General features: G+C 62.7%; 16 protein-coding genes. 3 read left to right on the forward strand and 13 right to left on the reverse strand.

The genetic code is table 11. The features are described 5' to 3' along the window. Nucleotides 1–43 precede the first annotated feature (43 nt). The 4 genes from B2S33_RS20965 to pgm all read right to left on the reverse strand — a co-directional run bounded on the left by B2S33_RS20965 (nt 44) and on the right by pgm (nt 5,762). Entirely contained in the window at nt 44–2,449 is a 2,406-nt protein-coding gene (locus B2S33_RS20965; protein ID WP_280076855.1) for a TonB-dependent receptor, read from the reverse strand. 131 nt (nt 2,450–2,580) lie between these two features. Continuing rightward, nucleotides 2,581–3,537, reverse strand: a complete 957-nt coding sequence (locus tag B2S33_RS20970) for a FecR domain-containing protein (RefSeq protein WP_280076854.1) — start codon at nt 3,535–3,537, stop codon at nt 2,581–2,583. Continuing rightward, on the reverse strand, nt 3,534–4,046 hold the full coding sequence (locus B2S33_RS20975) for a sigma-70 family RNA polymerase sigma factor (protein ID WP_027914873.1): 513 nt from the start codon (nt 4,044–4,046) through the stop codon (nt 3,534–3,536). The genes B2S33_RS20970 and B2S33_RS20975 overlap by 4 nt, the downstream gene beginning before the upstream one ends. Before the next feature lie 78 nt (nt 4,047–4,124). Next, complete coding sequence (gene pgm / locus B2S33_RS20980; protein WP_111475634.1) at nt 4,125–5,762, reverse strand: phosphoglucomutase (alpha-D-glucose-1,6-bisphosphate-dependent); 1,638 nt, start codon at nt 5,760–5,762, stop codon at nt 4,125–4,127. 231 nt (nt 5,763–5,993) lie between these two features. On the opposite strand from pgm, the gene B2S33_RS20985 reads away from it, so the two are divergent. Both B2S33_RS20985 and B2S33_RS20990 read left to right on the forward strand, forming a co-directional pair. Continuing rightward, nucleotides 5,994–6,641, forward strand: a complete 648-nt coding sequence (locus tag B2S33_RS20985) for a DUF1345 domain-containing protein (RefSeq protein WP_049695881.1) — start codon at nt 5,994–5,996, stop codon at nt 6,639–6,641. Nucleotides 6,642–6,976: 335 nt separating this feature from the next. After that, complete coding sequence (locus tag B2S33_RS20990) at nt 6,977–7,237, forward strand: DUF1652 domain-containing protein (protein WP_027914870.1); 261 nt, start codon at nt 6,977–6,979, stop codon at nt 7,235–7,237. On the opposite strand, the gene B2S33_RS20995 is transcribed toward B2S33_RS20990, so the two are convergent. The 9 genes from B2S33_RS20995 to B2S33_RS21035 form a co-directional block, all read right to left on the reverse strand. Continuing rightward, nucleotides 7,234–9,300 carry a putative bifunctional diguanylate cyclase/phosphodiesterase gene (locus tag B2S33_RS20995; RefSeq protein WP_028686350.1) on the reverse strand — a complete coding sequence of 689 codons (2,067 nt, stop codon included), beginning with the start codon at nt 9,298–9,300 and terminating at the stop codon, nt 7,234–7,236. The two genes, B2S33_RS20990 and B2S33_RS20995, sit on opposite strands and share 4 nt — an antisense overlap. A 145-nt stretch (nt 9,301–9,445) precedes the next feature. Continuing rightward, nucleotides 9,446–10,933: an efflux transporter outer membrane subunit gene (locus B2S33_RS21000; protein ID WP_027914868.1), complete on the reverse strand. Its 1,488-nt coding sequence runs from the start codon at nt 10,931–10,933 to the stop codon at nt 9,446–9,448. Beyond that, entirely contained in the window at nt 10,930–14,037 is a 3,108-nt protein-coding gene (locus tag B2S33_RS21005) for an efflux RND transporter permease subunit (protein ID WP_206405534.1), read from the reverse strand. The genes B2S33_RS21000 and B2S33_RS21005 overlap by 4 nt, the downstream gene beginning before the upstream one ends. A 31-nt stretch (nt 14,038–14,068) precedes the next feature. After that, complete coding sequence (locus tag B2S33_RS21010; protein ID WP_288651012.1) at nt 14,069–17,164, reverse strand: MdtB/MuxB family multidrug efflux RND transporter permease subunit; 3,096 nt, start codon at nt 17,162–17,164, stop codon at nt 14,069–14,071. Further along, nucleotides 17,161–18,435, reverse strand: a complete 1,275-nt coding sequence (locus tag B2S33_RS21015; RefSeq protein WP_027914865.1) for an MdtA/MuxA family multidrug efflux RND transporter periplasmic adaptor subunit — start codon at nt 18,433–18,435, stop codon at nt 17,161–17,163. Before B2S33_RS21015 ends, B2S33_RS21010 begins: the two co-directional genes overlap by 4 nt. A 218-nt stretch (nt 18,436–18,653) precedes the next feature. After that, on the reverse strand, nt 18,654–19,154 hold the full coding sequence (gene tpx, locus B2S33_RS21020; protein ID WP_027914864.1) for a thiol peroxidase: 501 nt from the start codon (nt 19,152–19,154) through the stop codon (nt 18,654–18,656). Nucleotides 19,155–19,310: 156 nt separating this feature from the next. Next, nucleotides 19,311–20,591 carry a serine/threonine transporter gene (locus B2S33_RS21025; RefSeq protein WP_027914863.1) on the reverse strand — a complete coding sequence of 427 codons (1,281 nt, stop codon included), beginning with the start codon at nt 20,589–20,591 and terminating at the stop codon, nt 19,311–19,313. A 312-nt stretch (nt 20,592–20,903) separates the two neighbouring features. Then, nucleotides 20,904–22,100 (reverse strand): aromatic amino acid transaminase, encoded by a 1,197-nt coding sequence (locus B2S33_RS21030; protein ID WP_027914862.1) that lies wholly within the window; start codon nt 22,098–22,100, stop codon nt 20,904–20,906. A 147-nt stretch (nt 22,101–22,247) separates the two neighbouring features. Further along, nucleotides 22,248–23,273 carry an Ldh family oxidoreductase gene (locus tag B2S33_RS21035; RefSeq protein WP_145280043.1) on the reverse strand — a complete coding sequence of 342 codons (1,026 nt, stop codon included), beginning with the start codon at nt 23,271–23,273 and terminating at the stop codon, nt 22,248–22,250. A gap of 428 nt (nt 23,274–23,701) precedes the next feature. Here B2S33_RS21035 and B2S33_RS21040 point away from each other — a divergent pair, with 428 nt between their 5' ends. Then, nucleotides 23,702–24,511: a gamma-glutamyl-gamma-aminobutyrate hydrolase family protein gene (locus tag B2S33_RS21040; protein WP_027914860.1), complete on the forward strand. Its 810-nt coding sequence runs from the start codon at nt 23,702–23,704 to the stop codon at nt 24,509–24,511. Nucleotides 24,512–24,550 lie beyond the last annotated feature (39 nt).

Raw genomic sequence — 24,550 nt, forward strand, 5'->3', positions numbered from 1 at the left:
CCCGACACCCGCAGTGTTGGCCCCGGGCTTCAGGCTGGCCGGATCAGAAACCCAGCGTGGCAGACAGCAGGTAAGTGCGTGGCGTCGACAAGGTAAGCCCCGGTTCGGCGTCATCCGGCGCGCCTGCTGAGCTCCAGTAACGGTCGTCGAGCACGTTTTCGACGCTGGCGCGCAGGGTCACCTGCGTGTCGTCCAGCTTGAAGGCGTATCGTGCCCCCAGGTCATAGCGTTCCCAGCCGTCGATCTTCTTGCTGTTGTTCTGGTCCAGGTACTGGGAGCTCGAGTGCGTCCCGCGCGCCGTCAGGGTCAGCCCCCGGACCGCCGGCACATCCCATTCGGCCCCCAGGTTGACGTTGTAAGCGGGCGTTGCGGGCGCACGGTTGCCATCGTAGGCACCCCCCACGGTATCGGTCAGGTCACTGTGGATGTACATCACCCCGCCCAGCACACGCACCCCTTTCGTGGGTTCACCGAACACGGTCAGCTCCACACCCCGGTTGTTGCGCTTGCCATTGGCGCCGAAGACCCGGGAGCCGGGGTTGGTTTCATAGGCAGGCTGACGGATTCTGAAGGCGCTGGCCGTGAACGCCACGTTGCCCAGGTCATACTTGGCACCCACTTCCACCTGGCGGCTGGTGAAAGGCGGGAAAATCTGGTCCTCGTTGATCGAGGTGGACGGCGCGATCTTGCCTTGGCTCAAGCCTTCCATGTAGTTGGCATACACCGACAGCTCATCCGTCACCTTGTACAGCACACCACCGGAGGGCGACACCTTCTTCTCGTCATACGCCGTGTCGCCTTTGACCCCATCACTCCAATCGTCCACCTGCACCCGCTGCCAGCGCAGCCCCAGGGTCAACAGCAATCGGTCATCAAAGAAGCCGAGGGTGTCGGACAACGCCAGCCCAGAGAAACGGTTCTCGGTGTAATCCTTCGAATCGAGCCGCGTCGGGGTACTCGGCGTGGGCGTCGCCGTCGGATGATAGAGGTTGCCGGCTGAGGCGGCGTAACGGGCACCCCCATTGGTGAAGTCCATGTAGTAGTACGTGGCAGCCAGGTTGATCTCGTGGCTGACGGGCCCGGTGTGCAACCAGGTCCTCAAGCCCGCCAAGGCAGTGCGTACCGATTCATCCCTGCTGAAATCGCGGGGCTGGATGGTGAAGTCGCCAGCATTGTTGATCACAGAGACGTTATGGCGCAGGAAATCGTGTCGGCTCTCCCGGGCGCCCACTGCGCCATAGGCCAGCACAGAATCGCTGAGGTCATATTCGGCATGCACTGCCCCGAAGGTATCGTTGGTGCGCGCCTTGCTCCACGCCTGGGCGTAGTTGCGGTGCACATCGCCAGCACGCGGTACCTGGGCGCTTGCCCCTACCAGCACACGCTCCTGAGGGGCATCGGTGTCACGCTCGGTATGCCCAAGGTCGGTCGAAAGCCGCAGGCGCTCGCCGCGAAAATCCAGCCCCAGTACGGCCATTTCGCGGTCCACTTGCTGGTGGTCCCATTCGGTATCGCCAGACTGTTTCACCGCGTTCAGACGCATGCCGAACTGCTGCTGTTCACCGAACCTTCGCCCTACGTCAACGGCCCCGCCTACCTGGCCCGCCGAGGCGTAGCTGCCGGTGAACTCGGTGATCGGCGTGTCGCCAGCGCGTTTGGGTTGGACGTTGATGCCGCCGCCGACGCTACCCCGTGGCGCAATGCCGTTGATCAACTGGCTGGGGCCCTTGATGATGTCGACCCGTTCGGCCATCTCCATATCGATCGAATAGGTAGGTAGCAAGCCATAGAGGCCGTTGTAGGACACATCACTGTTATACAAGCTGAAACCGCGAATGGTGAACTGCTCGAAACGCCCACCGGCCGGGTTGGTGGCACGAACCGAAGGGTCGCTGGCGACCAGTTCGCTCAGGGTGCGGGCCTGTTGGTTCTTCACGAGGTCGCTGGTGTAACTGGTGATGCTGAACGGCGTTTCCATGAAATCGCGCGCACCCAGCAAGCCCTGCGCGCCTTGGCGGGCGACCTGCCCGCCTGCATAAGGGGGTGCCTCGTCGGTCGCCGGTAGGCCACCGACGATGCTGGTAGGGGCTATTTCCAGCGGGCCACTTTGCTGGGGCGACGGCACGAGAGTGAAAGCATCTTGGCCCACGGCTACCCATTGCAGACCGCTGCCGCGCAGTAACTGCGTGAAGCCTTCATCGACGCTGTATTGCCCGGTCAGCCCTTCGCTGCGCAGGCCCTTGACCAGCGCTGGGTCCAGCGACAAGCTGACCCCTGCTTGATCGGCGAAGCGGGTCAATGCCGCCCCCAGGCTCGCCGCTGGCACTTGGTAGGTGCGCCGGGCTGGCTCATCGGCCCAAGCGGGCGTGCCGAGCAGCAGGCTGATGGCGAACAATGGGCGTGCTGCCCGCACCCATGGGCGCAGGTGGATGGACTTTACTGCAGGCATCTATAAAGCTCCCCTTTATGGTGTTCTAGGGGTAATGACAGGCGAGTCCGGAAAAGGGGACAGCTTCTCGTTGATATCACGTGCAATGCGTCGCAACGCAGCGTTCGGGGTGAACTTGGCGGGTTCGAGCTTCAGGCAGTCGTTGCTCGCGGCACCAGCGTGATCCAGTAGCGGGTACGGGCTACCACCTGCACCGGCAGGCTTGCCGCGAGCAGCGTCAGCACCTGGTCGGTGTCATCCAGGCGGAAGGTGCCGGTCACCCTCAGACTGTTTAACGCCGGATCCCAGCGCAGCACACCTGGACGATAGCGGCTCACCTCCACAAGCAAGTCGCCTAGCCGCTGATCGTCCAGGCGCAACACGCCATCACGCCATCCCAGTCGCCATGCCTCGAAGAAACCGAGATTTCGAAGACCTGACGCCACAAGGTCGGCCTGCTGACCGGCGTTGAGGCGCAGGCGATTACCCCCTGAGGGCTGCACGTCTGCCCTGCCCTGGACTACCGCGACCTGACACCCTGATTCGATCAGGCGGACGCACACCTGTCCAGGGCCAAGGGTTGCACCACCCAGCGACACCTGGCCTGAAGGCACCTGGATGGTCAGGGGTTGAAGGCCAGGCGTGGTGACTGAAATTTCGCCGCTTCGCAACCACACCTTGTGATTTACGGTGTCCAGGTCGACAGCGCTGTCGGTGTTCAACTGCACCGTGGTGCCGTCATTGAGCGTCACCACTCGACGCTCACCTACATTCGTGCGCAGGTCGGCAGTCCAGGCCTCAAGGGGCAGTTCGTGGCTCACCCACCAAGCCATGGGCACCAGCGCTGCCAAACCCAGTATTTGCCCAAGCGCGGTACGCCGGCTCTGGTCCGGACGGTCCAGCGTGGCCATGGCCAGACTGGCAGGCAAACCGGTGAAGCGCTCGCGCAAGCGCAGCGCCTGCTGCCAGGCAGTCTCATGCACAGCGCTTTGGCTGCGCCACTGCTCAAGCCCGGCCAGGTCCGCCTCACGGGTATCGCCTGAATCGATGAGCGCCAACCACTGCGCGGCCTCGCGCAAAGCTTCCCGCAGGTGCACAGGCGCGCTCACAGGAGTTCGGCCAGCAGGCAGTGCTCGTAAGCGTGCGCCATGTAGCGCTTGACCGACCGCTCGCAAACACCAAGCCGGCTGGCGATGTCGGCGTAGCTCAGCCCTTCGAGCTGGCTCAGCAGAAAAGCCTTGCGCACGACCGGCTTCAAACCGCCCAGCAGTTCATCGAGTGCCTGCAGCGTTTCGAGCAACAACCAGCGCTGCTCGGGCGAAGGTGCGTGCTGTTCGGGCAAGTGGGCCAGGGCCTCAAGGTAGGCTTTTTCAAGGCTGCGGCGTTGGTGCAGGTTGCTTAGCAGTCGCTTGCCAACTGTCAACAGGTAGGCGCGTGGTTCGCGGATGTCGGTCAACGGCTGGGCGCTGGCCATCACGCGAAGGAAGGTATCCTGACTCAGGTCGGCCGCATCCCAGGCATTGCCCATGCGCCGTCGTAGCCAGCCCTCGAGCCAGCCACGGTGCTCCCGGTAGAGGTCGGGGAAGCTTTGCGAGGGCGGCGGCGCGGCTTCGAACATGGACAAGTCCCTGCGATGATGTAAATAGGATTAATTCTAATTTACATCTCACCACAGGGCCAAGCCCTTTATCACTGCTTACGCAATGGCCGCATCCACCAGTACCTGGGCTTCCTGTACCAGACGTTGCAAGTGGGCTTCGTCGACGAAACTCTCCGCGTAGATCTTGTAGATGTCCTCGGTGCCGGATGGGCGGGCTGCGAACCAGCCATTGGCGGTGATGACCTTCAGACCACCGATGGCCTGCCCATTCCCTGGCGCGTGGCTCAGGATCTGCAGGATCGGCTCTCCAGCAAGCTCGGTGGAGGTCACTTGCTCGGGCGCAAGCTTGCTCAACAACCCTTTCTGGCGGGCATCGGCCTTGGCTTCCACGCGGGTAGCGAACGGCTTGCCCAGCGCCTGGGTCAGCTCGGCATACGCCTGGCTTGGGTTACGTCCCGTCCGGGCGGTCATTTCCGCAGCCAGCAAGGCCGGGATGAGGCCATCTTTGTCGGTTGCCCATACCGAGCCGTCGCGGCGCAGGAACGAGGCGCCCGCACTTTCTTCGCCACCAAAGCCCAGCGTGCCATCGAACAGGCCTTGGGCGAAGAACTTGAAGCCTACGGGTACTTCGTACAGCTCGCGGCCCAGCCGTTGGGTTACGCGATCGATCAGGCCGCTGGACACGACCGTCTTGCCGACGGCTGCGTCGCTACGCCACTGGGGACGGTTGCGGTACAGGTAGTCGATGGCCACGGCCAGATAGTTGTTAGGTTGCAGCAAGCCGTCGGGGGTGACGATGCCATGGCGATCATGGTCCGGATCGCAGGCAAAGGCCACGTCGAAACGCTCGCGCAGGCCGATCAAGCCCTGCATGGCGTAGGGTGACGAAGGGTCCATGCGAATCTGGCCATCCCAGTCGACGCTCATGAAACGGAACGTCGGGTCGACCTCGGTGTTTACCACTTCCAGGTCCAGTTGATAATGCTGGGCAATGGCCGACCAGTAGCGCACCCCTGCCCCACCCAGCGGGTCCACACCCAAGCGCAGCTTGGCCGCACGGATGACCTCGAAGTCGATGACGTTTTCCAGGTCTGCCACGTAGTGGCTGACGTAGTCGTGACGATGGGTGGTAGGGGCCTGCAGCGCCTGGGCGTGGTCGATACGCTTGACCCCCGCCAGCCCGGCCGCCAGCAACTCGTTGGCCTTGGCTTCGATCCACTTGGTGACGTCGCTGTCGGCCGGGCCGCCGTTGGGCGGGTTGTACTTGAAGCCGCCACTTTGCGGCGGGTTGTGCGAGGGCGTGATGACAACCCCGTCGGCCAGGCCGTCCTGGCGCCCACGGTTGTAGCAGAGGATGGCATGAGACACTGCCGGTGTCGGGGTGTACTCGTCGTCCTTGGACAACATCACCTGCACGCCGTTGGCAGCCAGCACTTCCAACGCACTCGCTGCTGCAGGTGCTGACAGCGCGTGGGTGTCGGCACCGACGAACAGGGGGCCATCGATGCCCTTTTCCTGGCGGTACAGGCAGATGGCCTGGGTGATGGCCAGTACATGGTATTCGTTGAAGCTCAACTCAAGCGAAGTACCCCGGTGCCCCGATGTGCCGAAGGCGACCCGCTGGCTCGCCACGCCAGCGTCCGGCCGGCCGGTATAGTAGGCCGTGAGCAGGCGGGGAATATCGACCAGCACGCTGGCTGGAGCCGGCTTGCCTGCCAAAGGACTGAGCGTCATGCATTAACCTCGAGTTCAGCGAAATGTGGGGGGTTAGAGCGTGCAGTGTACTGAGAGTTGCAAGTGCGCGCGATGCAGGGCACGAAAGAAACCCTGGGTATCGCTCGATGACAATTTGATGCAGCCCCCCGTCCCTGCCACGGGATGATATCGAGCCCCTGCCTTATGTGGATCTTGGCTCAAGCCATGCGGTCAGAAGCCTTGTCGAGCACACCATTGCTGTGAGGCACCATGGCTTTCTATCGTCTGACGCGCACCCACCCTCGATTGAGCCTGGCCACAGGCGCAGGGTTGCTGAGCGCCTGGCTGGTCCCGGTCAGCGACCCTGTGCAACGCCTGCTGGCAGGCTGGAACATTGGCGTCTGGTTGTACCTGATGCTGGTACTCTGGCTCAGCTGCACCGCAAGCCCTGCAAAGGTTCGCAAGGTGGCCCACAGCGAAGACGAAAACGCGGGCCTGGTGCTGCTGACCGTCTGCGTCGCAGCGATCGCCAGCCTGGTCGCCGTGACGCTGCAACTGGTGTCCAGCCGCGGGCTGCAGGGCAGCGCATTGACGGCTCACTACCTGTACACCGGGTTCACCGTCGCAGGCTCCTGGCTGCTGATCGGCTGCATCTTCAGCCTTCACTATGCACGGCTGTTCTATGCAGTGAAGGCCACGGCGCCGCCGTTACGCTTCGCCGATGGCGAAACCCAGCCAGACTACTGGGACTTTCACTACGTCTCGTTCACCATCAGCGTGGCCGTCCAGACATCCGACGTGGGGGTAGCCGGTAGCGCGATGCGGCGCGTGGTATTGGCCCACTCGCTGGTGGGGTTCGTGTTCAACACCGCCATTCTTGGCTTTACCATCAATATCGCGGCTGGGTTGCTTGGGTGAATCACCCGTCGGTCAGGTTTCATGAACTCACGCCATGCTCGGCTTTATACGTTCTATAGGCTTATCTCGTATCCCCACCCTGAACCCGGCTTCCGAGGTTCAGCGTTTGGATTGGCTCGATGCGGTGGGCGTGTGCCCGCCGGACGGGCAAAATCATGAGGATGCGCCTTAACCGGCTTCAGATTCCCATAGCGCTGTGATGCAGGTCATGCCCTGCAACATTTGTCACATTTGCAAGCGAGAATCACGTCAGCCAGATGCTATGGTTACATTCCCGGCAGCCACGGTGCGCGGCCGCCCTTCACCAGCTTTCAGTCACGTACAAGGAGGCTCGGATGAACAAGATGACCTTCCCCAACGCCTGTCAAGTCATGCGCTGGCACTTCCATCCGTTGGGTTTCGAAGCCAACATGGATGCACCGCGCAGCATGGTGGCGCGGCTGTTCGATCGAAGCACGGGCGAAACCTTGCTGGCCATAGCAGGCATCCCCTGCACAGCCATCATGGCTGCCAGCGATGTAGAGCGCATCATCGAAGCGGTCGAAACCGAACTCGATGCCTTCCAACCCCCTCCTTTGCTGCGCAACGCCAGTTAACCCAGGGTCGAGTTCGACCCCCGCAACTGCTCGGCCGGCACGGGTCGACCGAGCAAGTAGCCCTGAAGCGAATCGCAGCCTAACCGCGTCAGGAAGGCCTGCTGACTGGAGGTCTCGACGCCTTCTGCGACGATTCGCAACCCCAGTGCGCGGCCCAGGGCAACGATGGCCGACACGATGGCCGCATCCTCGCCCTCATCTTCCAGCTCGCGCACGAACCCTCGGTCGATCTTCAGCTCGTTGGCTGGCAAGCGCTTGAGGTACATCAGGCTGGAATAACCTGTACCAAAGTCGTCAATCGATAGGTCCACGCCCATGTCCGAGAGCTGCTGGAGTACGGTCAGGCTCACCTCCACGTCGGACATCGCCGTGGTTTCGGTGATTTCTAACGTCAGGCAGTTGGCGGGCAGTGCGTGACGTTCGAGGGCACGCGCCACGCTATCGAGCAGGCCCGCGTGGCAAAACTGGATGGCCGACAGATTGACCGCGATCCGCCAGCCCTCGATACCCTCATCCAGCCACAGGCGCATCTGGCGACACGCCTCGTCCAATACCCAGTCACCGATGGGGATGATCAGGCCGGTCTTTTCCGCCAGGCCGATGAAACGGTCTGGGGCCAAAAGCCCGTGCTGAGGATGCTCCCAACGCAGCAACGCCTCGGCGCCGATCGGTTGACACCGCTTGGCGTCGAACTTGGGTTGGTAATGCAGACGGAATTGACCGGCTGCCACTGCCAGGCGCAAGTCCTGCAACAACTGCAGCTGCTGACGGGCGTTGCTGTTCATCGAGGCGTCGAAGAAGCTGTAGCCATTCTTGCCGACCCGCTTGGCGTGATACATGGCAGCGTCGGCGTTGCGCAGCAGCTCGTGCTGATCCTGGCCGTTGCCGGGATACAGGACGATACCCAGGCTCGCTGAAAGCTGCAGATCATGCTCGGCCACTCTGAAAGGCCGCGAGACCAGATTCACCTGTTTGATGGCAACGTTCATGGCATCGCTCGGGTCCTGTAACTCGACCAACAGCACGAACTCGTCCCCGCCGATGCGCGCCAGCGTGTCCTGACTGTGCAGGTGACCCCGCAATCGCGTCGCCACAGCCTTGAGCAGCAGGTCCCCAGCATGATGGCCAAAGGCGTCGTTGACCGGCTTGAACCCATCCAGATCAATGAACATCAGCGCAAAGCACCCCCCCTGCTCAGCGACCTTCGCGATGGCCAGTTCTATGCGGTCAGCCAGCAGACTGCGATTGGGCAGCCCTGTAAGCGTGTCGTGCAATGCCAGCTGAGTCAGCTCCTGGTTGGCCAGGGTCAAAGACCTGGCCAACGCCGCCGTGCGAGCTTCGAGGCGCGCGTCCAGTACGGAGGTCAGCAAGGCCACGAGCAACACGGCAAAGGTCGTGATCAGGACAAGCGATACCAGGCCGTCCCCTTCCAGGCCATCGGGCAGCGCGCCACAGAAACTGCCCTGGGGAAAACCAGCGGCCGCCATACCGGTGTAGTGCATGCCAACGATGGCGATCCCCATGAGCACCGCTGCCAGCCCACGTATCTGACGCACGTAGGGGGTCTGCCGGCGCAGCCGGAACGCGGTCCACAGCGCCGCAGCCGAGGCGCCCACCGCGATCAGCAGCGAGGCCATGAACAGGCTCGGGTCATAGTCGATCCCGGGTGTCATGCGCAGCGCTGCCATGCCGGTGTAATGCATGCTGGCGATTCCGGCACCCATGATGAGCGCGCCGAGGGCAAGCTGCAGGAAGGGCAAGCTGGGCTGGCTGACCAGCCACAGGGCGAAGCCCGAGGACAGCACCGCGATCAACAGCGAACATGCCGTCAACGTGAGGTCATAGCCCAGCTCGACAGGCAGCTGCAAGGCGAGCATGCCGACAAAATGCATCGACCATATGCCGGTCCCCATGGCCAGCGCCCCGCCGATCATCCATAGCGAGGCGGCATACCCTCTGGCGGTGGCAATGCGCCCGGCAAGGTCCAGCGCCGTGTAGGACGCAAGGATGGCCACGCACAGGGAAATCAGCACCAGCGAAGAGGAGTAGCTAGCGGTCAGCATTTTGCGAAGTACCAGGGGCTGGCAGAGGTAGGCACGAAAGGCCGACCATTGTACTCAAGCTTTGGTAAAACGCACGGTGTTTCGACATGTCAAATGGCCATGTCGACAGCAGGTAGGTGTGTCGACATGTGCCATGGGCTGCGCATCAATCCTGGTCGGCGAAAGCCCCACGGGCATCCCAGCCACCGCCCAGCGCTGCCACCAATTGGACACTGGCGACCAAGCGTCCCTGCAACAGGTTGAGCACACTGCGTTCGTTGCTCAGGGCGGTGGCTTGCACATTGACCACATCCAGATAGCCGATCAAGCCGGCCTTGTACTGATTTTCCGTAAGCCGCAGCGATTCGCGGGCTGCCTCCAGGGCTTCCTGGCGCACCACGGCTTCGTCCCCGTACACCTTCAGTTGCACCAGCAGGTTCTCGACTTCCTTGAACCCATCGAGCACGGTCTGGCGGTACTGGGCGACCGTCTGGTCGTATACGGCAACGGTACGGTCCACCTCGGCGCTGCGCCTGCCGGCATCGAACAGGGTGAGCGCAAGCTGTGGGCCAACCGACCAGTAGCGGTTGGGCAACTCGATCCAGTTGTTGAAGCTGCTGCTCGAATAACCGCCATTAAGGCTCAGGCTGAGATCTGGGAAGTAAGCCGCACGTGACACGCCGATATTGGCGTTGGCGGCCATCACGTTGCGCTCGGCAGCGGCGATGTCGGGTCGGCGCTCGAGCAGTTGCGACGGCAGTGCCACCGGGATTTGTGGCAATGCAGGAATAGCCTGGCTGTCGGCCAGGGCAAATTGCGCAGGCGTCTTGCCCAGCAACACGGCAATGGCGTTCTCGAATTGAGCGCGCTGCCAGATCAGATCGATCAGGTCAGCCTCGGTGCTTTTGAGCTGGGTGCGCGCCTGGGCCACGGCATCGGGGCCGGCGATGCCCGCGCGGTATTGATTCTGGTTCATCCGCAGCGATCGCTCGTACGCGGCCACGGTGGCTTGCAGCAAGCGTTTCTGCTCATCGATGACGCGCAGTTGCAGGTAGTTCTGCACCAGCTCCGACTGCTGGCTCAAGCGCATGGCGGCAAGGTCGGCCAGGCTGGCCTGGGCACTGGCCTGGTTGGCATTGAGCGTCTCGCGCAACTTGCCCCACAAGTCGATTTCCCAGCTCACGCCCAACTGGGCGTTGTAGGTGTCACGAATGCCGCTGCTGTTATTGGACAGGCTTGAGCTGGAACTGCCGGTGCCCTGGGCTGACCTGTTCTTGGCCACGCTCAGGTCAAGGCTTGGAAACAGTCCGGCGCGGCTACTGCGCACCAGCGCCTGGGCCTGACGATACTGAGCCTCGGCTTGCGCCACACTCTGGTTGTTGCGGTTGAGCTCCTCGACCAGTGCGTTGAGTTGCGCGTCGCCGTAGATCTCCCACCAGGCACCGCGGGCGATGGCGTCAGAAGGCGTGGCCTGCGTCCAGCCTTCGGCATGCTTGAATTGCGCCGTGCCGGCCATTTCCGGGCGGTGGTAATCCGGGGCCAGTGTACAGGCGCTGAGCAAGGCGGCCCCCAAGGCAGCCCCCAGCAAACGCGAGCCGCGAACACGGCTGAGCACTTGCAGGGCACGATGAAGCGGAGTCTGGGCAAAAGTCATAGCGGGTTTTCCAAGGCCGCGTCGGTGCGCACGCCGCGCCAACGGTTGTAGCGGTGACGCAAGCGGTCCAGATACAGGTAGACCACAGGCGTTGTGTAGAGGGTCAGGACCTGGCTGAAAACCAGGCCGCCGATGATGGTCAGCCCCAGCGGCTGACGCATCTCCGCCCCTTCTGCCTGGCTCAGCAGCAGGGGCAAGGCGCCGAGAATGGCCGCCAGCGTCGTCATCAGGATCGGGCGCAAGCGCAGCAGGCACGCGCGCCGAATGGATTCCTCGGGCGAGAGCCCCTGGTGGCGTTCAAGTTGCAGGGCCAGGTCGATCATCAAGATGGCGTTTTTCTTCACGACCCCGATCAACAGGAACAGCCCCAGCAGGGAAATCAGGCTGAATTCGCCACCGGTCACATACAGCGCCAACAAGGCACCAACGCCGGCCGAGGGCAGCGTGGACAAGATGGTCAGGGGGTGGATATAGCTCTCGTACAGGATCCCGAGCACCAGGTACACAAGCACCAGTGCGCCCAGAATCATGAAAGGCTGCCCCTGCGCGGTCTTGGTGAAGGCGTCGGCGGTGCCGCCCAGCTTGGCGATCACCCCTTCCGGTAGGCCGAGCTTGGCCACGGCACGCTCGACCGCCGCCAGCGCCTGGTCGGTGCTGTAGCCTTCGGCGACGTCGAAGGCGATGTCCTCGGAGGCGAACTGGTCTTCGTGGCTGACCCGGTCGTTGGCCAGGCTATTCTCGTAGTGCGCGATGGTCGACAGCGGCACCCGCGCGCCCTCGGCGGTAATCACCTGCACCTGCTCCAGCGTACTGGGGTCCCAGGCGTATTTCGGGTTGATCTCCAGCACGACCTGATATTGGTTGAGGCTGTCGTAGATGGTGGAGATCTGCCGTTGGCTGTAGGCGTTGTTCAGCACGGTGGTGACCATCTGCATGTCGATGCCCAGACGCTTGGCCTGATCACGGTCCACCACCAGTGTCACCTGCTGGGTGCCCGCCCCGTCGCGTGCGTCGATGGCGGTCAGCTCGGGCAAGGCGCGCATGGCCGCGACGACTTTGGGGAACCATTGGCGCAAAGCTGCCAGGTCGCCGCTCTGCAAAGTATACAGGTACTGCGAGGACGACTGATCGCGCCCGCCGCCGCCTAGCTGCAGGTCCTGATCGGCCATCAGGAACAGCCGCCCGCCTGGCACCTTGGGCATTTCCTTGCGCAGGCGTTCGATGACCTTCTGGGCATCGAGCTTGCGTTCGCCGATGGGCTTGAGCCTGACCAGAACCATGGCGTTGTTGGTGCCGCTGTTGCCGCCGATGAAGCCTGCAACACTCTGCACGGCAGGGTCTGCGAGCAAGGCGCGCCGGTAGATTTCCATCTTTGGCTGCATCACGCTGAACGACAGGCCGTCGTCACCGCGAATGAAACCCATGAGCTGGCCGGTATCCTGCTGGGGCATCAGCGTTTTGGGCACCACGATGTATAGCGCCACGTTGACTGCAATGGTCACCAGCAGGCTGATCAGGGTCAGGCGCCGATGCCGCAGCGCCCAGCCCAGGCTGCGGTCATACGCGGCAACCATGCGCCGGTGCACGGCATCGCTCCAGCGTTGCAGGCGAGTCTGCTCGGCCTGGTGCGCAGTCAGCCAGCGGGCGCACAGCATGGGGGTGAGGGTCAGCGACACCAGCAGCGAAACCATGATGGCGGCCGCCAGGGTGATGGAAAATTCCTGGAACAAACTGCGCACGATGCCGCCCATGAACAGGATCGACACGAACACGGCCACCAGTGACACGTTCATCGACAAGAGGGTGAAGCCGACTTCCTTGGCGCCCAGGAACGCCGCTTTCATGGGTGGTTGCCCGTCCTCGATATGCCGGGAGATGTTCTCCAGCACAACGATGGCATCGTCCACCACCAGTCCCGTCGCCAGGATCAGCGCCATCAGCGACAGGTTGTTGAGCGAGAAGCCGCACAGATACATGACCGCGAACGTGCCGACCAGCGACACCGGCACCGCAAGGCTTGGAATCAGTGAAGCACGCAGGCTGCCGAGGAACAGGTAGACCACCAGGATCACCAGAACCACGGCGATCAGCAGGGTATGCTCTGCCTCCTTTAGCGTGGCCTTGATCACCGGCGAACGGTCCATGGCCACGTTCAGCTCGACGCTTGCCGGGAGCAGCGATTGCAGTGCAGGCAACTGCGCCTTGATCTGGTCCACCGTGGCAATGATGTTGGCACCTGCCTGCCGGTTCACGACCAGCAACACCGCGCTCTGGTCATTGAAAAAACCACTGTTGTAGCGGTTTTCGACCCCATCGGTGATGGTTGCCACATCCGATAACCGAAGAATCGTGCCATTCTCCTGGCGAATCACGATCGGCCCGTAGTCCTTGGCGCTTTCCAACTGATCGTTGGCCCGCACCTGCCAATTGCGGTCGGCATCCTCGACAAAGCCCATGGGCCGGCGCTGGTTGGCGTTGGCCACGGCGGTACGCACCTCATCCAGCGCCAGGCCGTACTGGTTCAACAATTGCGGCTCGACCGAAATGCGCACGGCCGGCAGCGAACTGCCCCCGATCTGCACCTCACCCACGCCAGGCACCTGGGCCAGGCTTTGGGACAGGATGGTGTCGGCCAAATCGTACAGCTGCCCTTTCTGCAGCACACTTGAGGTCAGCGACAGGACCATGACCGGTGCCTGCGACGGGTTGATCTTCTTGTAGGTCGGCATGCTGCGCATGCCGCTGGGCAGCAGGTTGCGGGTGGCATTGATTGCGGCCTGCACCTCGCGCGCAGCGCCGTCGATGTCGCGGCCAAGCTCAAAACCAATGATGACCCGCGTGGAGCCCTGGTTGGAGCTGCTGGTCAATGTGGTGACGCCGGCGATGCTGCCCAGCTTGCGCTCGAGCGGCGTTGCCACGGTCGAGGCCATGACCTCGGGGCTTGCGCCCGGCAGGTTGGCCGACACCACGATCACCGGGAAATCCATCTGCGGCAGCGGCGAGACCGGCAACAGACCGAAGCTGACCGCGCCCAGCAGCATGATCGCCAAGCTCAACAGCATGGTTGCCACGGGCCTGCGGATGAATGGCGCCGACAGGTTCATCGGGCCGCCCTTAGGAACGCGCTGCACGTACTCATACCGGCTCCTGCGCCAGGTCGCGCTTGCCGAAGCGACGGCCCAACCGGTCGAAATACAGGTATATGACCGGCGTGGTGAACAGTGTCAGCACCTGGCTCACCAGCAGCCCGCCCACCATCACCAGGCCCAGGGGTTGGCGCAGTTCGGCGCCGGACCCGGTGGCCAGCATCAACGGCACTGCACCGAACAGGGCCGCCAGCGTGGTCATGAGGATCGGTCGGAATCGCAGCAGCGCGGCCTGGTAGATGGCATCGCGCGGACTCATGCCTTGGTGACGCTCGGCTTCGAGCGCGAAGTCGATCATCATGATGGCGTTTTTCTTGACGATGCCGATCAACAGGATGATGCCGATGATGGCGATCATGCCCAGGTCATTGCCACTGATCAGTAGCGCCAGCAACGCACCCACGGCAGCCGAAGGCAGCGTCGAGAGGATGGTTACCGGATGGATATAGCTCTCATAGAGCACACCCAGCACGATGTACATGGTCACCACCGCCGCGAGAATCAGCAGCAAGGTGCTGGACAGCGATGCCTGGAACGCCTGCGCCGCGCCCTGGAAACGGGTCTGGATACCCAACGGCATGCCGATGTCCTGCTGAACCTGCTCGATCACTTGCACGGCCTTGCCCAGCGACGCGCCCTGCCCCAAGTTGAATGACAAGGTGACCGCCGGGAACTGACCGATGTGGGAAATGGCCAGCTGCGCCTGGCGCTGCTCGATGCGCGCCAGCGCGGACAGTCGCACTTGCCCGCCATCACTGGCCTTGACGTGGATCGACTCCAGTGCCTGGGGCCCGATCACGGCCGCGTCTCGCGATTGCAGCACCACCCGGTATTGGCTGGCCTGGGTATAGATGGTCGATATCTGCCTTTGGCCGAAGGCATCGTAAAGCGCGTTGGTGATCTGCGATACGCTGATGCCTAGCCGACTGGCCATGTCCCGGTCGATCACCAGGTACACCTGCAAGCCATTCTCCTGCAGGTCACTGGCCACATCGGCAAGCTCGGGGCGCAGGTTCAGGGCCTGGACCAGCTTGCCACTCCACTGCCCCAGCAGCTCGGCATCGGGCGATGACAGCGTGAACTGGTACTGCGTGCGGCTGACCCGGTCCTCGATGCTCAAATCCTGCACCGGCTGCATGAACAGGCGGATGCCCACCAGCTTGTCGAGCTGGGGTTGCAGGCGCTTGATGACATCGGTTGCAGTGACATCGCGCTCGCCATGAGGCTTGAGGTTGATGAGCATGCGGCCGCTGTTGAGCGTGGCGTTGTCGCCGTCCACGCCAATGTAGGATGAGAGGCTCTGCACGGCAGGGTCTTGCAGAATAACGCGGCTCAGGGCCTGCTGGCGCTCGCTCATGGCCGCAAACGAGGTGGACTGGGGCGCTTCGGAGATACCCTGAATGACGCCCGTGTCCTGGACCGGGAAGAACCCCTTGGGCACCACCATGTACAGCAGTACCGTCAACGCCAGGCTAGCCACCGCCACCAGCAGGGTCAGGGGCTGGCGCTTGAGTACCCATTGCAGGGCGCTGGCGTAGTGCTTGATCAGCCAGTCGATCCAGGCGCCGCTGGCGCGGTAGAAGCGGCCTTGCTCGTCAGGGGTGGGTTCACGCTTTAGCAGGCGGGCACACATCATCGGCGTGAGGGTCAGCGAGACCACCAGGGAAATCAGGATGGCCACCGCCAGGGTGATGGCGAACTCCCGGAACAGGCGCCCTACCACATCGGCCATGAACAACAGCGGGATCAGCACGGCGATCAGCGAGAAGGTCAGCGAGATCAAGGTAAAGCCAATCTGCCTGGCGCCTTTGAGCGCCGCCTGCATAGGCGTTTCGCCCTCCTCGATGTGCCGGGAAATGTTCTCCAGCATCACGATCGCATCGTCCACCACGAAACCGGTGGCGATGGTCAGCGCCATCAGGGTGAGGTTGTTGATGGAAAACCCTGCCAGGTACATGACGGCGAAGGTACCGACCAATGACAGCGGCACGGCAATCGAAGGAATGATCGTGGCGCTGAACCGCCGCAGGAACAGGAAGGTGACCGTCACCACCAGGGCGATGGCGATCAGCAGTTCATGCTGAACGTCGCGCACGGCGGCACGGATGGTCTGGGTACGGTCAGTGAGCACGGACACGTCCAGGCCCGCGGGCAGGTTGTCGGTGATCGAGGGCAGCATGTCCTTGATGCGGTCCACCACCTCGATGACGTTGGCACCTGGCTGACGCTGGATGTTCAGGAGCACGGCATGGTTCTGGTTGGCCCAGGCCGCCAGCCGCTCGTTTTCCGCGCCGTCGACGATTTCCGCCACATCCTTCAAACGCAGCGGAGCGCCGTTGTTGTAGGCCAGGATGAGGTTGGCGTATTCCTCGGGCGAGCGCAGCTGGTCATTGGCGTCGAGCATCGAGACGCGGGTAGGACCATCGAAATTGCCTTTTGGCTGATTGACGTTGGAGGCCCCGATGAGTGTGCGGACATCCTCCAGGTTGAGCCCTTTGGCTGCCAGCGCATCCACGTTGACCTTGATGCGCACGGCCTGGCGCTGGCCCCCGGCGATGCTGACCATGCCCACCCCGCTGGTCTGCGCCAGCTTCTGTGCCACGCGGGTGTCGACCAGGTCGTTGAGCTTGGGCAGCGGCATGGTCTTGCTGGAGATGGCGAGCGTCAGCACTGGCGTATCGGCCGGGTTGACCTTGTTGTAGACAGGAGGCGCCGGAAGATCGCTGGGCAGCAGGTTGCTGGCGGCGTTGATTGCAGCCTGCACCTGCTGCTCGGCCACATCCATGTTCATGTCCAGGTTGAAGCGCAGGGTCAGCACCGACGCGCCACCGGAACTGGTCGAGGCCATCTGTTCAAGGCCGGGCATCTGGCCGAACTGACGTTCGAGTGGCGCGGTAACGGCACTGGTCATGACCTGGGGGCTTGCACCGGGATACAGGGTCATGACCCGAATCGTGGGGTAATCCACCTGCGGCAGCGCGGCGACAGGCAGCATGCGGTAGGCAATCAGACCGGCCAGTACCAAGGCCAGCATGGTCAAGGTCGTTGCGACTGGCCGCAGGATGAACAGGCGCGAGAGGTTCATGCGCCCGCCTTGCCTGCGGTGCTGTCGGCCTGGCCCGGGGCACTGCTTTCTTGGCCCTGCAAATGCTGGCCGGGCGTGGTGGGCACCTGGGAGCTGTCATCGACCACGTCCACCTTGGTGCCTTCGCGCAGACGGTCGGTGCCTTCGAGCACCAGGCGATCACCGGCCGCCAGGCCTTCGAGGATCACGCTGTTCTCACCGTCGCTGGGGCCGACTTTCAGCTTGCGCACGTTGACGGTATTTTCGCCGTTGACCACGTAGGCGAACGTCCCGTCGTTCCCGAACTGGATGGCGGCGGCTGGCGCCAGCACCACCTGCTTGAGCGTATCGGCAAGCAGGCGCACGTTTACGAACTGGTTGGGGAACAGGGCCAGGTCCTTGTTCTCGAAGCGGCCCTTGAACTTGAGGGTGCCAGTGGCAGTGTCGATCTGGTTGTCGATACTGCCCAGCACGCCAGTGGCCTGCAGCTTGCTGTCGCCTCGATCCCACGCCTCCACGGGCAGGCTGGCCCCGGTGCGATAGCGCTCAAGAACGGTGCCCAGTTCGGTTTCTGGCAGTGTGAACGCCACGTTGATCGGCTCTGTCTGGGTGATCACCACCAGGGCGGTGGTGTCGTTGGCGGCCACCAAATTGCCCAGGTCGAGCTGGCGCAGGCCGACACGGCCGCTGATGGGCGCGCGAATCTGGGTGAATTCGAGGTTCAGGCGCGCATCGTTGACCTGCGCCTGGTTGGTCTTGACCAGCCCCTGGAATTGCGCCACCTGCGCCTGCGCAGTGTCCAGGGTTTGCTTGGCGATACTGTCCTCGGCGTACAGCCCTTTGTAGCGAGCGACGTCGACCTGGGCATTCTTCAGTTGCGCCTGGTTCTGGGCCAGGGTGCCCTCGGCCTGCTGCAGGGCAATACGGTAGGCACGTGGGTCGATTTCAGCAAGCAGGTCACCGGCCTTTACTTGCTGGCCTTCCTTGAAGTGCACCTTGACCAACTCCCCCCCTACACGGCTGCGCACATTCACGGTATTGGTCGCGGTCACGGTGCCAAGCGCCTTGTAGTAAAGCGGGAAGTCGCCCACCCGTGCAGGTTCCACCCTGACCGGGACAGGGTCGGTAGACCCTCCGAAACCGGGCCGCCCGCTCTTGCCACCCTGCCCCCCAGCAGCCTGGTCGGTGGCTGGCGTGGCAGGCCATAGCCACCAGGCCAGCACTGCAACCAGCAGCACGATCAGCAGCATAACGAGCCAGCGACGGGGAGAACGGGATGTAGGCGCTTGCATGGGTTGAACGAACCTTGTTCGGATTGACGATTCAGGAGGGTGAACGATAAGCACTGTCGACAGCCAAGCAAAGCGCCTTTACCAGAGGTTTACCTTTGCCTGACGTTGCCAAGACCCTGAACTTTAAACGAAAACGGCCCGGAAAAGCGTTCCGGGCCGTTACAGGGTATAGCTTGGAGCAATGGGCAGGAGGAAGGTTCGATCCCTGCCCGGCGCCGTCACTTCAACGCGGCAAGGGCGGCGTCGTAGTTGGGCTCGTCGGCGATTTCAGCGACCAGCTCGCTGTGCAGCACCTTGTCGTGCTCGTCCAGTACCACAACGGCGCGGGCAGCCAGGCCTGCCAATGGGCCGTCGGCGATGGCAACACCGTACTGCTCAAGGAACTCACGGCCACGCAAGGTGGAGAGGTTCTTGACGTTTTCCAGGCCTTCGGCACCGCAGAAGCGAGCCTGGGCGAATGGCAGGTCGGCGGAAACGCACAGTACGACGGTGTTGGCCAGCTCGTTGGCCTGGGCATTGAACTTGCGCACAGACGTGGCGCAGGTAGGCGTATCGACACTTGGGAAGATGTTCAGCACCTTGCGCTTGCCGGCGAAGTCATTGAGCGACTTGTCGGCCAGCCCCTCGCCTACCAGGGAGAACGCCGGCGCCTGAGCACCGACCTGTGGCAGCGAGCCATTGACTTGGACGGGGTTGCCTTTGAGAGTCACTTGAGCCATGACAAAATCCTTGATCTTGGGTTGGGAAAAGGATCAAGAGTTAACCATGAAGGCCAGCATGTGCCTATGGGGCAACGTGAATTTGTTGGCGGTGAAGCATTGGCCCGCCCCGGCGCACGTNNTACCGAGCACCGGGGCGGGCCTGCAGCTGGGCGCTTAAGCCAACAGGCCGTAGACGACCGAAGTCAGGGCGACCAGGCCGATCACGGTGACGAACACGTTCGACAGCGCCCCGCTGTACTTGCGCATTGCCGGCACACGGCGGATGGCATACATGGGCATCAGGAACAGCAATACCGCGATGATCGGGCCGCCGAGAGACTCGATCATGCCCAGGATGCTGGGGTTGAGCGTGGCAACGATCCAGCACACCACCAGCATCAGCGCCGCCACCACGCGGTCCAGGGCCTTGGCACCCGGGCGCGCGCCGGTCTTGGCGATGATGCCCTTGAGACCCTCGCTGGCGCCGATGTAGTGGCCCAGGAATGACTTGGCGATGGCGACGAAGGCGATCAAGGGCGCGGCGAAGGCGATGGTCGGGTTGCTGAAATGGTTGGCCAGGTACGACAGGATCGACAGGTTCTGCGCCTTGGCTTCGGCCAGCTGCGTGCTGTCGAGGGTCAGCACGCAACTGAAGACGAAGAACAGCACCATGGCCACCATCAGCAGGTGCGCACGCGCCAGAATCTGGCCGCTGCGGGCGTCTGCATGATCGCCATAGCGGCGTTTCTGGTCGACCGCGAAGGCCGAGATGATGGGTGAATGGTTGAACGAGAACACCATCACCGGGATGGCCAGCCATACCGTGTGCAGGAAGGCCGAACCGCTGGGCACGGTGTGGACGCTGTCGAGAATGCCGCCGGTCCAGTGCGGAACCAGGTACAGGCCCAGCAGCGCCAGGGCCACGATGAACGGATAGACCAACAGGCTCATGACCTTGACGGTGGCCTGTTCGCCGCAGCGTACGATTGCAAGCAGGCCCAGGATCAGCACGAACGACAGCAGTGCACGGGGTGGAGGCGCCATGTGCAACTGGTGCTCCATGAAACTGCTGACCGTATTAGTCAGGGCCACGCTGTAAATGAGCAGGATGGGGAAGATGGCGAAGAAGTACAGGACCGTGATCACGGCGCCTGCCTTGATGCCGAAGTGTTGTTCGACCACGTCGGTGATGTCTGCCCCTTCGCGCCCCGAGAGCACGAACCGGGTCAACCCGCGGTGGGCGTAGTACGTCATCGGGAAAGCCAGCGCCGCCAGCACCAGCAATGGCCAGAACCCGCCAAGCCCGGCATTGATCGGCAGGAAAAGCGTACCTGCGCCAATGGCGGTGCCAAACAGGCCGAGCATCCAGGTGGTGTCCTGACGGGACCATTTGCCGAGGGTACCGGCGGTCGTTTCTTCGTAACGCTGTTCTACGCTTGAGGCCTGCTCATTCATCCGGGTGACGCTCCACTCGCAAGACTGCAACAGGCTGAGAATGACGAAGCGTTGGCTGCGCCCTACTCAACCGGAAAAAGAGGGGCGCGATTGTGCACGGAAAGGTTGCACTTGCGAAGCCTTTTTCGGAGGGGCGGTTGCACTTGTCTGTACAAGCGGTAGGTGCAGCCGGGCTGCTCAGCACGCTCGGCGTGCAGAAGGTCTTGACTGGCACAGGCGTCCTTGCGGGCAGGACACGGATAAAGAATGACGATGGCCGAAGCCGCAGGGCGGCCTCGGCCATCGTCGTTGCATAACGTTAAGCGTGGGCGCTTACTGATGCACAGCCGCGAATGCCTCGGCAACACGCTGCAGGTTTGCCGGCCGCAGGCCTGACATGCACACGCGCCCACTGTCGATCAGGTAGACGCCAAACTCATCGCGCAAGCGGCGCACCTGCTCCACGCTGAAGCCTGTGTAACTGAACATGCCCCGCTGACGCAGCAGGAACTGGAAATCACGCCCCGGCAGCAACACGCCCAGCGCATCGACCAGCGCTTGGCGCATGTCCAGAATGCGAGTGCGCATGACTTCCACTTCCGCAGCCCACTGGGCATTGAGGACGGGATCGTTGAGCACGCCTGCGACCAGTTGGGCACCGAAGTTGGGTGGGCTGGAATAGTTACGGCGCACGGTGGCCTTGAGTTGGCCAAGCACGCTCTGCGCCGTGGCCGCATCGTCGCAGACCACCGACAGGCCGCCCACACGCTCCCCATACAGGGAGAAGATCTTGGAGAACGAGTTGCTGACCAGGCACGGCACGCCTGCGCTGGCCATTTCGCGGATGGCGAACACGTCTTCGACTAGCCCTTGGGCAAACCCTTGGTAGGCGATGTCCAGGAAGGCGATCAACTGGCGGGCCTTGACCACCTCCACCACCTGCTGCCACTGGCCCTGGTCCAGATCGGCACCTGTCGGGTTGTGGCAGCAGGGGTGCAGCAGCACCACACTGTTGGCAGGCAAGGTGTGCAACGTGGCAAGCATACCTTCGAAGTCCACGCCACGGGTGGCCTGGTCGAAGTACGGGTAGGTGTTCACCGTGAAGCCCGCACCCTCGAAGATGGCGCGATGGTTGTCCCAGGTGGGGTTGCTGACCCAGACTTGCGCCTGCGGGAAATAACGTTTCAGGAAGTCGGCACCGACCTTCAGGGCTCCGGAACCACCGACGGTCTGCACCGTTGCTACGCGACCGTCAGCAACCGCCGGGTGGTCGGCCCCGAACAGCAGGGCCTGAATGGCCTGACGGTAACTGGCAAGGCCTTCCATGGGCAGGTACAGCGAAGCATCGTGATCCTGGCCTGCGATGCGCTTTTCCACTGCATCCACTGCAGCGAGCTGCGGCACTACTCCGGCTTCGTCGTAGTAAAGGCCGATGCTCAGGTTGACCTTGTCGGCGCGTGGATCGGCCTTGAAGGTTTCCATCAACGAGAGGATCGGGTCGCCGGCGTAGGCTTCGACATGTTTGAACACAGCGTGCAGCTCCTTGGGATCAGGACGAGTCAAAAAGGCAGCCAAGAGCATACCCGTACTGGCTGAGAATGGGCACCAACTATCGTGCAAGGGGTATATGCAACCCTGCATGATCGGGTAAGGGCCGCCTACCCTGCCCTGCGGCGATCAGGTGAGCAGATCGCGCAGCGCCTGCAGGGTACTGATGCCGATTGCCACCCCTTCGCGCTGCGCCCGTTCACGCTCCAGGTGCCGCCGGGCACCTGGCATGCGACTGACGCCGGCCGCCTCCATCTGCTCGAGTAGCAGGCGGCTGCGCTGGGCGAACCGTTGCCCTTGTGCGATCTGTGGATCGATGACGATCAGCAACTGCCCGGTCCACGGCGTCTTGGCCCCGGGATGGCCAGACCAGTCGAACTCCCACGAAAAATGCCCACCCGTGAGTGCTGCCGCCAACAATTCCACCATCATCGACAAGGCCGAGCCCTTGTGCTCGCCGAACGGAAGCAGAGCACCGCCGTCCAGGATCTTGGCCGGGTCCTGAGTCACCTGGCCCTGACCGTCCACGCCCACCCCCAGGGCCACGGGCTCCCCGGCACGGGCAGCCAGTTGCACATCGCCATGGGCCATCGCACTGGTGGCCATGTCGAACACGATGGGTGGATGCCCTTCGCAAGGCGCAGCGAAGGCGATCGGGTTGGTCCCGAACACCGGCTTGCGCGCACCGTGCGGTACGACGCATGTCATGCTGTTGACCACGCTCAGGGCAACCAGGCCCTGTTCGGCGAACGGCTCCACATCTGGCCACAATGCGGCGAAATGATGGGAATTGTGGATGGCCAGCACTGCGATCCCAGCGGCGCGTGCCTTGGCCACCAACACGTCCCGGGCAGCCGCCAATGCGGGCTGCGCAAAACCACCCCGTGCATCGACACTGATATAACCGGCCGCCAGATCACTGACCTCGGGAGTAGCCTTGCCATCCACCCAACCGCTGGCCAAGGTCGACACGTAGCCAGGCATGCGGAACACGCCATGGCTATGCGCACCATCACGCTCGGCGCTGGCACAGTTGGCGGCCAGTACCCGAGCAACTGCCGGCGTACAGCCATGACGTTCGAAGATCGACTCAAGCAGGGCTTTGAGCTCGGCAAAGGGAACATGGGTGACGGGCTCGCTGCTAGTGATGGCCATCAAAATATCCTTCTTCTGATCATGGAGGGATGTGCTGCACCGCAACCGCTCGCAAGACTAACCCACGCCTGCTGGCAGGGCCACGTGATACGGTCAAGTCACCTGCCAAACATCAACACGTAACCCCTGGAACAGCTGGAACATTGCACCGCTGCAATGAGTCGACTGCGTCGTTAAGTATTATTGACCATCGCCCCAGCCAAACCCGCGCCGCCACTGCCTTGCAGCCCGCCAGGCCCCGTGATTGGGGGCCAGGGGCCTGCTGCGGTCGTTTGACATATCGAACGGCTCTGGCAATCTAACACCAAGTCCCGACCGGCATCGTCGACGCCGACGAGTCGGCAGTGCTCGGGGCCTCAGGCTGTACCAGCGCCGCGCGCCGTGCACCTGCACAACAACGACAGGTTCAACCTGTCCCAAGGTGACATATGTCCAACAGCAACATTGGCAACAAGCAACCTTCCCTGCGCAAACCCATCGTTCTGATGACCATGGGCACCCAAGAGCGCAAAGGCCATGACTACCAGGTCATGACCCACAAATACATCACCCCGCTGGTCGATTTCGCCGATTGCGTCCCGGTTCTGGTGCCCACCTGCTGTGGCATCGAGGCACTGGAGACCTACTTGGACATGGCCGACGGCGTGTACCTGACGGGCGCGGGCAGCAACATCGACCCAGCGCTGTACGGCCAGGAGAACGAAACCCCAGGCAAAGGCCAGGACAGGAACCGTGACCTGTTCGACATTCCGCTGGTCAAGGCGGCGATCAAGCGCGGCCTGCCCATCTTCGGCGTGTGTCGGGGCATGCAGGAAATCAACGTGGCGCTGGGCGGGGACATCTACCAGAAGGTGTACGCCGAGCCTGGTTTCAATGATCACCGTGAAAACCCCGAAGACCCTGTCGAGGTGCAGTACGCTCAGGCTCACAGCGTGAAGATCAAGCCCGGCAGCTGGCTGCGCGACACCCTTGGCACGGACGAAATTCGCGTCAACTCCCTGCATGGCCAAGGCTTGCGCAACCTGGGCAAGGGCATCGAAGCCATTGCCCACGCCGAAGACGGGTTGGTCGAGGCCATCCATGCCCCGGGCCTTTCGTCTTTCCTGTTTGCCGTTCAATGGCACCCGGAGTGGCAAGCTGCCAAGAATCCTGACTCGATCAAGCTCTTCCAGGCCTTTGGCGATGCGTGCCGAGCGCAGGTTCGCAAGGCACAGGGCAAGCCTCAACAGGCGGCCTGATCACCCGCACACAGGCGAGTAATTAAGCATGGGGCGGCG

The organism is Pseudomonas sp. UBA5568 (genome assembly GCF_002425525.1).
GTDB lineage: Bacteria > Pseudomonadota > Gammaproteobacteria > Pseudomonadales > Pseudomonadaceae > Aquipseudomonas > Aquipseudomonas fulva.